This is a genomic window from Pannonibacter sp. Q-1 (assembly GCF_054073275.1).
In genome coordinates this window covers 671,435-686,630 of sequence record NZ_JBSXNB010000001.1, presented here as the reverse complement: position 1 = coordinate 686,630, position 15,196 = coordinate 671,435, and the positions used below count along the sequence as shown (strand labels likewise).

The following is a 15,196-nucleotide window of genomic DNA, read 5'->3' as shown; positions in this document are numbered from 1 at the left end:
CATGGCACTTGAAACCTTTCCGTTCGATGCCGCCGGGCACCTGACAGATCCAGTTGATCAGGCCGAGTTGCTGAACGAAGCCTTGGGAAGCGGAGATGCCGCCGCTATCGCTTCCGCCCTCGGGATCATTGCCCGGGCACGCGGCATGACTGAAGTCGCCCGCGAGGCCGGTGTAACCCGCGTCGCGCTTTACAAGTCCCTGAGCGAAGAGGGAGACCCCCGCCTGACAACCTTGCTGGGAGTGATGCGGGCTTTGGGGATGAAGCTGTCTGCTGAGATTATGCCGGCTTCCTGACTTAAATTGCAGTCTTGGCCTCCGCCGTATCCTTGTAGCGGAACCGGCAGGCAGGCCAGATGAAGCCTGACTGCCGCATATGGCTGACTACCCCGCCTTGCGTGCAAGCCCGGTGATCACGTCAAAGGCCAGCATCACGTCCTCGCGGGTGGTTTCGAACTGGCCGGCCTGGAAGCGCAGGACGAAGCGGCCGTCCACCAGCGTCTGGGTGAGGTAGATCCGCCCGTCCGCATTGATGGCTTCCAGCAGTGCCCGGTTGACGGCGGCAATCGCCTCCTCATCGCCGGAGAGATGTTCCGGGCGGTAACGGAAGGTGAAGAGCGACAGCATGGGATCGGTGATGATCTCGAAATCCGGCTCGCCGCCGAGTTTCTGTGCCAGCTCCACCGACCATGCCACGTGATTGCGGATCATTTCACGCAGGCCGGTGAGGCCATGGGCGCGCATCAGGAACCAGAGTTTCAGCGCCCGGAAACGGCGGCCCAGCACCACGGACCATTCGGAATAATTGGTGATTTCGTCCTGACCGGATGTCTTCAGATATTCCGGCCGGATGGCGAGGGCGCGCACCTGCAGGGAAGGATCGCGCAGGAACTGCACCGTGCAATCGAACTGGGCGCCCAGCCATTTGTGCGGATTGATGACGATGCTGTCCGCGCCCTCAACGCCGTCCCACAACTCGCGGAACTCCGGGCAGATCATGGCAGATCCCGCCCAGGCCGCATCCACATGCAGGTAGAGGTCTTCGCGGGCAGCGATCTCCGCCACGGCGCGGATATCGTCCCTGCCGCCGCAACCCGTGCCACCCACGCAGGCGATGATGCCGGCCGGCAGATATCCGGCCTCACGGTCGGCGGTGATGGCGGCTTGCAGCGCCTTCGGGTTCATCGCCCGCCCCGGCCCCTTGATGGGGATTCGCACCAGATTGTCCGCGCCAAGACCTGCAAACCACACCGCCCGGTCAATGGAGGTGTGCACCTCGCCCGAGCAATAGACACGAAGGCGCGGCTGACCGGAGAGGCCTTCGCTGTTGCCGCGCCAGCCAAGGGCGCGCTCGCGCAGGGTCAGCACGGCGGCCAGCGTGGCAGAGGAGGCCGTATCCTGCAGCGTGCCGGAAAAATCTGCAGGAAGGCCAATCGCCTGACGGAACCAGTCCGTCACCCGGCCTTCCAGCTCGGTTGCCGCTGGTGAGGTTTGCCACAGCATGCATTGCGCGGCCATCGCGCTGACGAGATACTCGGCAACCACAGAGACCGGCGCGGCATTGGCCGGGAAATAGGCGAAGAAGCGCGGATGCTGCCAGTGGGTCATGCCGGGCAGGATATCGGCCTCGAAGCTCTGGAAGATCGCCTCCATGGCCTCCGGCTCTTCCGGCGGGCTGGCAGCAATGCGGGCGGCAATTTCGCCGGGGGCTGTCTGGGCCCGCACGGGACGGTCCCTGAGGCCTGCCCTGTAGTCAGCACCCCAATCGGCTGCGCGCCGCGACCAGTGGCGGAATTCTTCGCCGTCCATTCCATCCTCCCCGGAAAGATATTTTGTGCATACTGTTATCTTGTGGTCCTCTTGCTCACAAGTTGTATGGCTCCTGTTTGCTGCCGGCAGATGGCTTGCTAAAAGGTGAGTTTACGAGTTAGGTATTAGTGCGCAAGGGGAAGCTGCCGCTTGGCAACTGCTGCCTGTTTGCTGATACAACGGCATGCAGGCCCCGGAAGCTGGTGCGTGTTGCATGTCTTGGCAGGCCATCGGGCCGCAGGTGAATGAACGGGTCAATGCCTCTCAGGGAAAGCGACAGCCGGTATGCTGCCTATCTGGCACATCGCAGTGCCCTGATCGACTATGGCACCCGGCTGCTCGGCTCGCGCGCTGATGCCGAGGACGTGGTGCAGGAGGCCTTTATCCGTTTTGTGCCGGAGAATGGGCCGCCTGCAACGTCTCTCAGGGCCTATCTGTTCCGTATCGTGCGCAACCTTGCCTTCGACATCCGCCGCCGCCGCCAGCTCGAATCACGTGAGGAGCCGGCCGACCTGCCGCACTGGACGAGGCCCCAGGATGTGCAGACGCCGGAAGAGGATGCTCTGTTCTGCGAGAACCTGCGGCGCATTTCGGACTATCTCGCCACACTGCCGCCGGAGGTGCGGACCTCGCTGGAAATGCACCGCTTTGGCGGCTACACGCTGGATGAGATCGGTGGCCACCTGGGCCTGTCCACCGCCACCGTGCACCGCCATGTCACCCGGACGCTGGCGGCTCTGGCTGCCCTGCTGGAGCCTGAAACGTGATTTTTTGGAGTCATTCTGAAAAATTCTTGCGGCTCGCTCGTCTTGGTAGGAGTAAGGGGCATCTGGCCCGGCGGGCAGTGCCGGTCCGGAGAGAGACGCGCGCAACATGCCAGTGAACCAGACCGGGGACATCAGGGAACCAGCACTGCTTGAAGCGGCGGCGGATTGGCTCGTACGCCTGCGTGAGACACCGGAGGACGAGGCCCTGCAGCAGGCCTTTCAACTCTGGTGTTCACAAGCGCCTGCGCATGCGTCTGCCTTTCAACGGGTGAGCCGTGCCTGGAACCTTCTGGGCCATGCGGCAGAACAGACTGGATCATTGGCCGGCTCCTCGGATGGATCTCAGGCTGTAGCGGTTTCTGCTGCCACAGAAACCGTCACCGTTGAGGCGGCCCCTTCCCTTATCGCAGCGGTCTCTGCTTCTCCTCGCCGAAGCATGCCGCAGGCGCGCCGGGCTGCTACACCACGCCGCTGGCGCCGGGCCGTGCTGTCTGCTGTGGCCGGGGCCATGGCAGCCTGCCTTGCCATTGCGGCTGGGCCGGTGCTGCTGCTGCGTCTTGAAGCAGACCATTACACAGCGAAGGCCGAGCAGCGTGCCATCACGCTGGAGGATGGCACGCGGGTTACGCTGGCCGCCGCCAGCGCCATTGCCACCGGTTTCAGCCCCAAAGCCCGCAATGTAGACCTGCTGGCAGGCGATGCCTATTTCGACGTCGTGAAAGACCCTGCAAGGCCTTTCACCGTTGCTGCCGGAGAAGTCAGGATCACGGTGCTTGGCACATCCTTCGATGTGCGGGTCACCAGCGGCATGATTGATGTCAGCCTTGCCGAAGGGTCTGTCCGGGCAAAGGTCAGCGTTGGCGGCAGGGTGCAGGAACAGATGCTTGTGCCGGGCGAGATGCTGAGCATCGACCGGGCAACGGGGCAACTCGTCACCCGCCAGATTGCCCCGGAAGATATCGGCTCCTGGCGTCAGGGCCGGCTTTATGTGGTGGATGCCACCGTCAGCTCGGTTCTGGAGGAAATCGCCCGCTATCATCCCGGCTGGGTCAGCCTCACCGATGAAGCGCTCGGGCGCCAGCATGTCACGGGCTTCTATGATCTGCGCGATCCTGACCGTGCCCTGCGTGCTCTGGTGGAGCCGTTTGACGGTGAAGTGGTCTCCGTTTCCCCTTATGTCCGGCTGATTTCCGGCCGTTAAAAAAGAAATATGAATTTTTTTCTCATATTTTTTGTCTGAGAGCGTGAAATCCTGAGAAATTTGACAAGCCTGTTCGTCTTTAGGGTCGGGAGCGCAGCGCCGGAGGGGCTGTGCCAGGACGAAGAAAAGACGGGGCAGGTATGTTTTTGAGTAGAGAGTCCGGGACGGTCAGAGGCAGGCACAAGGCTGGTTTTTCTCACCGGGCCAGGCTTCTGGCCACCATCGCCATGGTGCCACTGGCAACAGCGGGTGTGAGTTTTCTGGTGCCGCAAGGGGCGGCACAGGCGCAGACGTCAGCCGTGCGGAACTTCAGCATTCCCGCGCAGGGGCTGGCCAGTGCCGTCAGTGCCTTCGGCCGCCAGTCCGGGCTGCAGGTGACGCTCGCCGCCAGCGCCTCGAACGGGGTGACGACGCAGGCCGTGCAGGGATCCATGACGCCGCAGGAGGCGCTGGGCCGGATGCTGCAGGGCACCGGCGTTCCCTACCGGATCACGAGCGACGGCACGGCGGTGATCGGTGCCGCGCGGACCTCTTCCGGTGCTGCCGGGGATGGGGCAGATGGCGCCACGCAGCTTGAGACGGTGACGCTGACGGGCGAGGGCTCCAGCGGCTACATGGGCTCCCCCGATTGGGTTTACGACACACCGTCGAGTGTTGCCGTGGTCTCGGGGGAGGCCATCCGCGATGCGGGCGTGCGCGATATCCGGGAGGTGTTCAATTCCGTTGCCGGTGCCTATGCCGGTGAGGGTGTTGCCAGTTTCCCCACCGTTTCTCCGAACCTGCGCGGTGTGCAGGATGCCGGTCGCGTTGCCGTCTCCATCGACGGAGCGCGGCAGAATGCGCAGGACGGCGGGCGTTACGGTGCTGCAAGTACTGGCGCGGGCGGCACGGCTGTTGTCGATGGGGCTTTCATCCGTCAGGTTGAAATCGACAAGAACCCGGGCGCAACGGCCGGAAACACGGGCACGCTGGCCGGTTCCGTCGATTTCCGCACGGTTGGTGCGGCGGATATCATCCGCGACGGCAAGTCCTGGGGGGCGGAGGCCGATGTGGCCACCGGCAGCAACGGCTATGACCTGCAGACATCGGTGATCGGTTCCGCCCGGCTGTCGGAAGTCTTTGCCCTGACCATGGGCCTCAGCAAGACCGAACTGAATCAATACCGCGCCGGCCGGATGGGCGAGGCAACCTCATCGGTTGATGCCACCGGTATCCGCAAGGATCTGCGCGGGCGCGACACCTGGGGCTCCATGCTGAAGCTGGAAATGGAGCATGAGGACATCAAGGCCTCGGCATCCTGGATGCATCAGCAGAATGATTATGCTTATGACAGCCTGGGTGGTGGGGGCAGCACCTACAGCACTATCAGCCGGTTCGAGAACACCAATGACAGCGGCTCCCTGAACTTCGGCTGGGATCCGGACAGCGAATGGATCGACTTCAAGGCCAATCTCTGGCTCAACGATTCCTCGGTTCTGGAAACCCGTGACGCCCGTGGCGACCTGTCTCCCGAAACGGAAATCGACAAGAGCCTGACCAGCTTCGGCATCACCTTGCAAAACACCAGCACCGTCAACACCCCTCTCGGCGGCCTTGCCCTCAACTATGGTGTCGAGGCCTTCCGTGATGTGGCCAACAAGTCTGCCTCAAGTACGACGATCTCGCAGACACCTTACTATGCGGACAATTATGGCGTGTTCAACCCGCCGGGCCGCCGCGACATGGCCAGCATCTTCCTCAATGGCAAGCTTGAGCCCGTCCGCTGGTTCAACGTGTCCGGCGGCCTGCGCTATGACTGGTACCGTCTGAAAGGCACGGCCCGCTACTATAATTTTGGGAAAGTTGTCACTCCGGCGACATATGTTTACGCAAGCTGTGTTGTTTACTATCAGGATGTCTATCCGGTCGGGTCATCGACCTATACTACACGCCTCTCCTGGCTGAATGGCACCAACACGGTTCGCAGGAACCAGGCCATCACATGGTTTGAAACCTGGAATGCCAATCCTTGCGGTGAATTGAACGGCAGCACCTTTGTTCAGGAAGGCTCGACTCTCTCCTCGACTGCTGCCGTCCGTGAGGACGTCATTTACGACGAGGAGATCGACCGTTCCGGCGGCAAACTGCTGCCCTCGGTGACTTTGGAATTCGTGCCGGTTGACTGGTTCAAGCCCTATGCCAGCTACAACCAGACCTACCGTCCGCCCACCATCACCGAAGCCTTCATGAGCGGCGGTTTTCAGCCTGCCGATGGTCGGCCTACGTCCACGGCGCCCAATCCTTGGCTGCGCCCTGAAACAGCGGAAACCTACGAAATCGGCGCCAATATCGTGACGGACGGCCTGATCACGGAGCGTGACCGGCTGCGGATCAAGGCGGCCGCCTTCTACCGGGAAATCGACGACTACATCGTCCTCGGTACCATCTATGCCTCGCAGGAGACTGCCAGAACCTATACGGCCTTCGTCAACATGGATGGCATCACCCGCACCCGCGGTGTGGAGGTGGAAGCCAATTATGATGCCGGCCGTTTCTGGTTTGGCGGTTCGGCGACCTTCCTGTCCACCAACTGGCCGAGCAAGACCGAAGTCTTCAGCAATGGCACGGATGTGACCAGCGGCAATGTCTTCGCCTGGAACGGCAACATCCCGCCGCGATTCAAGGTGACGGGCGACGCGGGACTGCGCTTCTTCGAAGAAAAGCTCAGCCTTGGTGCGCGTGTCACCCATGTGACGCCCAGCCAGACGGCGGTGCTGGACGTGGATACCGGCATGCTCACCGAATACAGCGATAGCTACACCACGCTGGACCTTTACGGCTCCTACAAGGTCAACAAGAACGCCACGCTGCATCTTTCAGCCAACAACGTCACGGATGTGGCCTACATCCCGGCCAACAGTTCCATGGCAGCGGCCGGGCGTACCCTGCAGGCGCGGTTCAATGTGAAATTCTGAAGGTTTGCGGAAGGCATCCCTTCCGCCCGTCATTCCTGGCCGGGTGGCAGCCCGGCCAGGAAACCGCCGCCCCCGAAACGGGCGGCACGCAACAGCCAACCAAGGAGATTGAAATGGCTGCGACTATCGAACTGAACGGAACGTCTTTCGACATGGTGAGCTTCTTTGCCGACTGGCTTGCAAGTTTCACCCCAAGCTACGGTTCTTTCTGGTCCGCTTCGTCCGGCATCACCACCGCTCCGTCCAGCACGGACGTTTACGACCAGTGGGGCAGCGGCGCAACCGGTGGCTCCGGCGTCGTCATGAGCGGTGAGATGCAATACAGCCAGGGCAACCTGACCGGGACGGTCGACACTGTTGTCCTTGGCTCCGGTTACAGCGAGTCTTCCTCAAGCGGCTTCTCCGTTGATGCGGAGCTGACGATCTATGCAGACCCGGACTACTCGCTGGCATCGCCTGGTGATCTCTTCGACTTTGCTATCTACCGCTTCTCGCAGGGCACTCTGTCCGGTCTTTACAACTACCTGGGTGCGGTTGGCACCGAGATCTATGATACCGATGGGGATGACGTCCTCGTCGGGTTCTCCGGTGCCGACACCTTCTACTTCTCCGGTGGCAATGACATCGTGACTGCGGGTGATACCGGCACCTATGGCTATCAGGATGGCACGGACAAGCTGGATGTGACGGGTTGGGGGGCTTCGGCCTACAGCGATCTGGCCGTGGCAGCCTCCGGTTCCGATACCGTCATTTCCTACGGCGGCAATTCGGTAACCCTCGTGGGTGTGGATTCGAGCGTCATCGACGCATCCGACTTCCTGTTCGCCTGACCGGCTGACCTTCATGTTGGCACCCAGCCAGCATGGCTTGTGGCCCCGGCGCAATGCCGGGGCCGCTGGCCTTCCGTTGAGGGGGGTGGTGGTGGCGCTGTTCTGCGCCAGTGCCGTCCTCAACCTGCTCGCCCTCAACGGCTCGCTGTTCATGCTGCAGGTCTATGACCGGGTGCTCGCCAGCCGCAGCATCCCGACGCTGGTTGCCCTGTGCGTGCTGTCCGCCGGTCTCTTCGGCTTTCAGGCGCTGCTCGACAGCCTGCGCGCCCGGCTGCTGCTGCGTCTTGGCGAAAGTGCCGACGCGCGCCTGTCGGCCTGTGTGATGCGGGCCATTGCGCGGCTGCCGCTGATGTCGCGCGGGCAGGGCGATGGCCTGCAGCCCTTGCGGGATCTCGACACGATCCGCTCCTTCTTCGCAACGCCCGGCCCGGCAGCCCTGTTCGATCTGCCGTGGATCCCGGTCTATCTCGCTATCTGCTTTCTCTTTCACTTCTGGATTGGTGTGACCGCGCTGGCCGGTACCGTGATCATGGTGGCGATCACCGTCTTTGCCGATGTGTCGGCGCGCCGTCCTGCGCGCATTGCCGCCGAGCGCGGGGCCACCCGCTCCAGCCTTGCCGAACAGGCCCGCCGCAACGCCGAAAGCCTTCAGGCCATGGGCTTTGCGGACCGCATTCTCGACCGCTGGCAGGTGGAGAACGATGCCTATCTTGCTGCCAACCGCAGCGCGGGCGACACCAGCGGCACCATGAGCGCCATCTCCCGTGCCATCCGGCAGGCGCTGCAATCGGCCATTCTTGCCGTGGGCGCCTGGCTGGTGATCCAGCAGGAAGCCTCGGCCGGCGTGATGATCGCCTCGTCCATCATGATGGGCCGCACCATGGCCCCGGTGGATTCGGCCATCGGCAGCTGGCGCAGCTTTGTGGCGGCCCGTCAGGGCTGGGCGCGCCTGCGCAAGCTGGAGCCTGTCTTTCAGGAAGCTGCGCCCGTTCTCGATCTTCCTGCGCCCTGCCGGGACCTCAGGGCCGAAGGGCTCGTCATCGCGCCGCCCTCTGCCGCAGGCAGCGGTGTCTTGCCAACCGTGACGGACATTTCGTTCCGGCTGGCGGCCGGCAGCGCGCTGGGCGTCATCGGGGCTTCCGGTTCCGGCAAGAGCACGCTGGTGCGCGCCCTGACCGGTGTGTGGCCGCTGCTGCGCGGCCATGTGCGGCTGGACGGGGCGGCGCTCGATCAATACGGCCCGGAGGCGCTTGGCCGCCACACCGGCTATCTGCCGCAGCAGGCGGAGCTGTTCGAGGGTACGGTGGCGGAAAACATCGCCCGTTTTGACCCCGATGCCGCACCGGAAGCGATCATCGCAGCGGCGGAAGCGGCCGGAGTGCATGGCTTCGTCACCAGCCTGCCGCAGGGCTACCAGACCCGCATCGGTCATGATGGCGCGGGGCTCTCCGGTGGCCAGCGCCAGCGCATCGGGCTGGCGCGTGCGCTCTATGGCAACCCCTTCCTGCTGGTACTGGACGAGCCGAATGCCAATCTCGATGCAGATGGCGAGGCCGCCGTGGTGGAGGTGATGAAGCGCCAGCGCGAGCGCGGCGGCATTGCCATCGTCGTGGCACACCGCCCCAGCGCGCTGGGCGCGGTGGATCATGTGCTGATGATGGAGGCCGGCCGGATGAAGGCCTTCGGCCCGCGGGACGAGGTTCTCTCCCGCGTGCTCAAGGGCTCCCCGGCCGCCAAACAGCCGGGGGCGGGGTTCGGCAGCATGTCCGCCCGCCTGCAGCCGCCGCTGAAGGTAGTGGCCGCACAGGCCGGTGTTCAGGCCGGGACTCCTGCTGACGCGGGTGCAGACAAGGAGGCGGCGGAATGAACGCGGCACCATCCTATTCCCTCGCCCGGTCCCTGCGCCGCCACATGCTGGCGAGCGGTGCCGTTGCCATGCTGCTGGCTGCCGGAGTGGGCGGCTGGGCCATGGCCTCTACCCTTTCTGGCGCCGTGGTGGCGCCGGGAACCTTCGTCGTCGACAGCTATGTGAAGGCGGTACAGCATCCGACCGGCGGCGTGGTAGGCGAGCTTCTGGTGACAGAAGGGGCCTATGTCGAGGCCGGCGAGACCGTACTGCGGCTCGACGCCACGCAGGAGCGCGCGGCCCTTGCCATCGTCACCAAGCGCCTTGATGAACTGACCGCCCGCCAGGCGCGGCTGCTGGCCGAGCGGGACGGCCTGCCGGAGCTGCGCTTTCCGCCGGAGCTTCTGGCGCGGGCATACGAGCCGCTTGCGGGCGAAGCCATGGCCAGCGAGACACGGCTCTTCGCCATCCGCAAGGCTGCCCGGGAGGGCAACCGGGCGCAGCTGGAAGAGCGGATCTCTCAGCTGGAGCATGAAATCAGCGGTTACGCCAGCCAGCAGGAGGCCTTCGACCGGTCACTTGCCATCCTGACGGACGAAACCGGCAAGCTGCAGGGCTTGTATGACCAGCGCCTTGTCTCTGCCCAGCGGCTCAACGCACTGGAGCGGGAAGCGGCATCTGTCAGTGCCGACCGGGCCGAAGCGGCCGCCTTTCAGGCGCGGGCTGCCGGGCGCATTGCCGAAACACGGCTGCAGATCCTTCAGCTGGAGCAGGACCTCAGCGCCGAAGCCGGTAATGAGCTGCGCGACATTGACGTTCAGCTTGGCGAACTGGTGGAGCGCAAGATCGCGGCGGAAGACAAGCTGGCCCGCATCGAACTGAAGGCGCCCCAGTCCGGCACGGTGCATCAGCTGGCGGTGCATACGGTTGGCGGTGTCATCTCGCCCGCAGACAAGATTATGCTGATCGTGCCCGGCAATGACGATCTGAGAGTGGAGGCGCGGATCAACCCTGCCGATATCGATCAGATCGCTCTTGGCCAGAAGGCCCTCCTGCGCCTTTCCGCCTTCAACCAGCGCACCACGCCTGAGCTGAATGGGGAAGTTGACCGGGTGGCCGCTGATCTCAGCGAGGATCAGCGCACGGGGCAGGCTTATTACCTCGTGCGCATCCGCATTCCGCAAGAGGAACTGGCGCGGCTGGACGGCCTTGGCCTCGTTCCCGGCATGCCGGCGGAAGCCTTCATCCAGACAGGAGAGCGCACGGCGCTGTCCTATTTCCTCAAGCCCCTCAACGACCAGATCGCCCGCGCCTTCAGAGAGGACTGACGGCGCCTGTTCCAACCCCAGGAGACACATATGGACGCGCATACCCTGGACAATCCCGCCCCCAACGAGCCCGCCACCATCGAACCCGGCAGCCGGGCGAAGATGCTGAAACAGGCAACCCATGACATTCACGATGGCCTCGACAAGGACATCATGAGCCGCGACCCGTTCGGCAGCATCGGCAACTACGCCCGGTTTCTTGAGGTGCAGTACCGGTTTCATACGGTGATGGACGGCATCTACCGCATGCCCGCCCTTGATCCTCTGCTGCCGGATCTCGGCGGCCGCCGCCGCCTGCATCTGGTGGCGCAGGATCTGGCCGACATCGGCATGCCGCTGCCGGAGTTCACGCAGGACGCGGATGAGGCCGGGCCGGGCGATGATATGTCCGCCGCCATGGGCTGGCTCTATGTGGCCGAGGGCTCGAACCTGGGTGCGGCCTTTCTGTTGAAAGCGGCGGCAAAGCTGGGTCTGTCCGAGACCCATGGCGCGCGCCATTTGGCTGGCCATCCGGAAGGCCGTGGCCTGCACTGGCGGACCTTTACCGCTGCGCTGGATGCCATCCCGCTGCCGCCGGAGGACGAGGCACGGGTGATTGCCCATGCGAAACAGGCCTTCGCGCTTGTGCGCCGCTACGTGGGGGAAGCCTACGCCTGATCTCAGATCCCCGTTTCAGGTCCCGGTGCCTCCCAGGTGCCGGGATCTGAAACCGTCCGTCAGTTCTTTGACGCTATTCAAGCCCGCAGGTATCCAGACCCGCCATTTCGGGCAGGAGATGATAAAATAAGTTTGAAATAGTTTTTCACGCTGGCGGCGCCGATTTCACGCCGCGGCTGCTTGTTTCCTGGTGAAATATTTATTATTGATAATGCCGTAATACCATTACGTGGCGGCGCCTCGGCCCATGCGGGCGGTGCCTGTTCAGATCGCGGCAGCGGTCCACCGGAGGAGGCTGAGGTGACGCCTGAGCAGATCCAACTTGTGCAAGCAAGCTTCGACCGGCTGCGCCCGCAAGGGACTGCCGTCATCTCCGGCTTTTACGGCCGCCTTTTCGAACTATCTCCTTCCTTGCGACCGCTGTTCCGCACTTCGCTTCCGGCACAGGAGCAGCGGCTGCTGGAGGCCCTGTCCGCCGTTGTCAGCATGCTGTCGAACCTGCAGATGCTGCTGCCGGAACTGGAGGCGCTCGCCAAGCGTCACGTGACCTATGGCGTCAGCGCCGCTCATTATCAGGCGGCCGGGGATGCCCTCTTGTGGACACTCGAGAGCCACCTTGGCGAAGCCTTCACACCTGAGGTACGCTCGGCATGGATGGCAGCCTATGCAACGCTGTCCGACATCATGATTGCGAGCGCGGAATACCGCGCAGCCTGAGCAGGCGCGCAGAACGGCAGCTTGCCGGGAGTGCCGCGCCCGCGCCGGCAAACCGGAGTTTCAGCCATGGATCCGATTACAGTGCTTGGCACGATCAGCGGCACCTCCGCCGATGGTATCGACATGGCCCTGATCACGACAGACGGGGAACGGCTGCTGTCGGCAGGGCCAGCAGAAACCGAAGCCTATGCTCCCGAGACCCGCGCGGCCATTCTGACCACCATCGCAGCAGGCCCCAAGCGCAGGGATCTTTGGCCGGGTCTGGCCGAAGCCGTCACCCGTGATCACGCCGTGGCCATCGCCGCCTTTCTGGCACGGCTGGAGCGCAAGCCGGATCTCGTCGTCTTCCACGGTCAGACGGTCTGGCATGATCCCGCCGCTGGCGAGACCGTGCAGCTCGGCAACCCGCAGAAGCTGGCGGATGTGCTGGGGCTGCCGGTCGTGGGTGATGTGCGGCAGGCGGATATGGAAGCGGGCGGGCAGGGCGCGCCGCTGGTGCCGGTCTATCACCGGGCGCTGGCCGCAGGCCTGAAGCAGCCGCTGTGCTTCCTCAACATCGGCGGGGTGTCCAATCTCACCTATATCGACGGCGAACATCTGATGGCCTTTGACATCGGGCCGGGCAATGCGCTGCTGGATGACTGGATCCGCCAGTCCGGCCTCGGCGATTTCGACCGGGACGGGCGCTGGTCCGGGGCAGGGCATGTGGAAGCCTCACGGGTGGAAATCGCCCTGCGCCATCCCTATTTCGCCCAGCCTGCGCCCAAGTCGCTGGACCGTAATGCCTTTTCGCTGAAATGGGTGGAGGGTCTGTCGTGGCTGGATGGCGCGGCAACGCTCGCAGCCATCACGGCGGAGGCAGTGGCCCGGTCTGCCGCCCTGCTGCCGCGAACGCCCAAAAGCTGGATCGTCTGCGGCGGCGGGCGGCGCAACCAGACGATCATGGCGGAGCTGGCGCAGCGGCTGGATGCGGATGTGGTCAGTTCGGATGTGCATGGCATCGACGGCGATGCTCTGGAAGCGCAGGCAATGGCTTTCCTTGGCGCGCGGTTCATGGCAGGTCTTCCTACCAGCTATCCGCATACGACGGGGGCGCGCGAGCCGGTGATCGGCGGACGCCTCTACCGCCCCTCAGCCTGAGGCGCCTGAAGATACATGGACAAGAGCAGACCCATTGACGAAGACGAGGTCTTCGGAAACCGCGAGCGGCACGACGAGCGGCTGAACGGGGCCGAAATCTACCGCCGGCTGGTGGAGGCCATCGAGGACCGCACGCTGAAGCCGGGCGACCGCCTGCGCGAGGCAGAACTTGCCGAGATTTTCGGCGTCAGCCGCACACCGATCCGCGAAGGCCTGAAGCGGCTGGAAGCGCAGGGCCTCGCCATTCACGAGCCGAACCGGGGCATGGTCATCCCGACGCTGGATCACCGTCAGATTTCTGAGGTCTATTACATGCGCGAGGTGCTGGAAGGCACAGCCGCCCGCTTGGCTGCCCAGCATGCCTCCAACGCCGAAATCGAGATCCTGACCGAACTGGTCGAGGCGGACCGGCAGCGGGTGGCAGACGAAAAATCCATGGTGCGCTCCAACAGGGAGTTCCACCGGCGCATTTATCTCGCCTCCCACAACCGCTATCTCGTCGGCCAGATCGACCATCTGCGCCTGTCGATGATCCTGATGGCCGGCACGACGCTGGATACACCCGAGCGGCGCGAGACGGCCATTGAAGAGCATGCCGCCATCGTGCGGGCCATCGCCTCACGCGATCTGGATGCCGCAGAGACGGCTGCCCGCCGTCATATCGAACACGCCCAGAAGACCCGCCTGAAGCAGAACTGAGGCCCGCGTCCGCTGGTCTTACCCACCCGGAAAGAACCGGCAAAAACAACAGTTTCCATCTGGTCAAGCGGCCTTGATGCGGTCTACGATCACAGGTGGAAATTCTGCTTCGGGCTCGGAGCCCGCCGGGAGGTCAATCAATGAAACGCCGTGATTTTCTGAAAACGGGCGCGCTTGCGGCTGCGGCTGCGCCTGTCCTTGCAGCGCCCGCCCTTGCGCAGGCAACGCTGAACCTCAAGCTCGTGGGCGGCTTCCCGCGCGGCTTCCCCGGTGTGGGCACCGGGGCTGAAAAGCTCGCCAAGCGCATCGAGGCGATGAGCGATGGCAAGGTGAAGATCACCTATTACGGCGGTGGTGAACTGGTGCCCCCCTTCGAGGTGTTCGGGGCGGTGTCGAGCGGTGCAGCCGACATGGGCCATACGGCGTCCTATTACCATGCGGGCAAGGTGCGCGCCGCGATGTATTACACCACCGTGCCCTACGGTCTGGAGCAGACCGAACTGTCGGGCTGGATCGCCTATGGCGGCGGTCAGGCGCTGTGGGACGAGGCCTATGCCCCGTTCGGCGTGAAGCCGTTCTATGCGGGCGGATCGGGCGCCCAGGCCGGCGGCTGGTTCAAGAACCCGGTCACCAAGCTGGATGATCTGGCAGGCCTCAAGATGCGCATTGCCGGTCTTGGCGGCGATGTGATGCGCAAGCTGGGCGTCGTCACCGTGCTGACCCCGCCGCCGGAAATCTATCCGGCTCTTCAGTCCGGCGTTGTCGATGCGGCCGAGTTCGTCGGCCCGTGGAACGATGTGGCGCTGGGGCTCTACAAGATCGCGCCCTACTACTACCTGCCGGCCTTCCACGAGCCGGGCGCGGCGCTGGAAATGATCGTGAACCAGAATGTCTGGGGCAACATGTCCCCGTCGCTGCAGGCCATCTTCGCCAGCGCCGCACAGGCGCAGGGCGAGGATACGATTGCCGAGTTCCGCTACAACAACACCCGCGTTCTGGCCGATCTCGTCAGCAAGGGCGCCAAGGTCTCGGCCTTCCCGGATGATGTGGTGGCGGCGCTGGGCAAGGCCTCGCGCGAAGTGCTGGAAGCCTATCCGCAAGGCGATGCCGTAGCCGAAAAAGTGCACGCCTCCTATATCGCCTACATCAAGGAATGCGCGTCCTACACCAAGGCGATGGAAGAGCGCATGTACCACGACCGCGCCGCCGTCTGGGGCGTGTGACATGAAAAAGCCCGGACAGCTTGCAGG

The 15,196-nt window shown here is 63.9% G+C and carries 13 protein-coding genes and 1 pseudogene; 13 read left to right on the top strand and 1 reads right to left on the bottom strand.

The window, feature by feature from the left end:
* Position 1 precedes the first annotated feature (1 nt).
* A complete protein-coding gene (locus ACVNHC_RS03130; RefSeq protein WP_457166492.1) occupies positions 2-295 on the top strand; it encodes an addiction module antidote protein in 294 nt (97 codons plus the stop codon).
* Positions 296-382: 87 nt separating this feature from the next.
* On the opposite strand, the gene ACVNHC_RS03125 is transcribed toward ACVNHC_RS03130, so the two are convergent.
* Positions 383-1,807, bottom strand: coding sequence for a pyridoxal phosphate-dependent decarboxylase family protein (locus tag ACVNHC_RS03125; protein ID WP_457166406.1), 1,425 nt, complete (start codon positions 1,805-1,807; stop codon positions 383-385).
* A 257-nt stretch (positions 1,808-2,064) separates the two neighbouring features.
* Between ACVNHC_RS03125 and ACVNHC_RS03120 the strand changes: the two genes are divergently transcribed.
* The 12 genes and pseudogenes from ACVNHC_RS03120 (at position 2,065) to ACVNHC_RS03065 (ending at position 15,169) form a co-directional block, all read left to right on the top strand.
* Complete coding sequence (locus ACVNHC_RS03120) at positions 2,065-2,574, top strand: RNA polymerase sigma factor (RefSeq protein ID WP_457166405.1); 510 nt, start codon at positions 2,065-2,067, stop codon at positions 2,572-2,574.
* Between the two features lie 106 nt (positions 2,575-2,680).
* Positions 2,681-2,839: pseudogene (locus ACVNHC_RS03115) on the top strand (FecR/PupR family sigma factor regulator); the annotation flags it as partial.
* A gap of 219 nt (positions 2,840-3,058) precedes the next feature.
* Complete coding sequence (locus tag ACVNHC_RS03110) at positions 3,059-3,775, top strand: FecR family protein (protein WP_457166491.1); 717 nt, start codon at positions 3,059-3,061, stop codon at positions 3,773-3,775.
* Positions 3,776-4,002: 227 nt separating this feature from the next.
* Entirely contained in the window at positions 4,003-6,729 is a 2,727-nt protein-coding gene (locus ACVNHC_RS03105) for a TonB-dependent hemoglobin/transferrin/lactoferrin family receptor (protein WP_457166404.1), read from the top strand.
* 113 nt (positions 6,730-6,842) lie between these two features.
* Positions 6,843-7,559, top strand: coding sequence for a hypothetical protein (locus ACVNHC_RS03100; protein WP_457166403.1), 717 nt, complete (start codon positions 6,843-6,845; stop codon positions 7,557-7,559).
* A 13-nt stretch (positions 7,560-7,572) separates the two neighbouring features.
* A complete protein-coding gene (locus ACVNHC_RS03095; protein WP_457166402.1) occupies positions 7,573-9,426 on the top strand; it encodes a type I secretion system permease/ATPase in 1,854 nt (617 codons plus the stop codon).
* On the top strand, positions 9,423-10,733 hold the full coding sequence (locus ACVNHC_RS03090) for an HlyD family type I secretion periplasmic adaptor subunit (RefSeq protein WP_457166401.1): 1,311 nt from the start codon (positions 9,423-9,425) through the stop codon (positions 10,731-10,733). Before ACVNHC_RS03095 ends, ACVNHC_RS03090 begins: the two co-directional genes overlap by 4 nt.
* 30 nt (positions 10,734-10,763) lie before the next feature.
* Positions 10,764-11,390, top strand: a complete 627-nt coding sequence (locus ACVNHC_RS03085) for a biliverdin-producing heme oxygenase (protein ID WP_122519300.1) — start codon at positions 10,764-10,766, stop codon at positions 11,388-11,390.
* 300 nt (positions 11,391-11,690) lie between these two features.
* Positions 11,691-12,107, top strand: coding sequence for a globin family protein (locus ACVNHC_RS03080; protein WP_058897962.1), 417 nt, complete (start codon positions 11,691-11,693; stop codon positions 12,105-12,107).
* A gap of 66 nt (positions 12,108-12,173) precedes the next feature.
* Positions 12,174-13,247, top strand: a complete 1,074-nt coding sequence (locus ACVNHC_RS03075) for an anhydro-N-acetylmuramic acid kinase (RefSeq protein ID WP_457166400.1) — start codon at positions 12,174-12,176, stop codon at positions 13,245-13,247.
* An 81-nt stretch (positions 13,248-13,328) separates the two neighbouring features.
* Complete coding sequence (locus tag ACVNHC_RS03070; protein ID WP_026355445.1) at positions 13,329-13,946, top strand: GntR family transcriptional regulator; 618 nt, start codon at positions 13,329-13,331, stop codon at positions 13,944-13,946.
* 140 nt (positions 13,947-14,086) lie between these two features.
* Positions 14,087-15,169 (top strand): TRAP transporter substrate-binding protein, encoded by a 1,083-nt coding sequence (locus tag ACVNHC_RS03065; RefSeq protein WP_457166399.1) that lies wholly within the window; start codon positions 14,087-14,089, stop codon positions 15,167-15,169.
* The last annotated feature ends 27 nt before the right edge of the window (positions 15,170-15,196 follow it).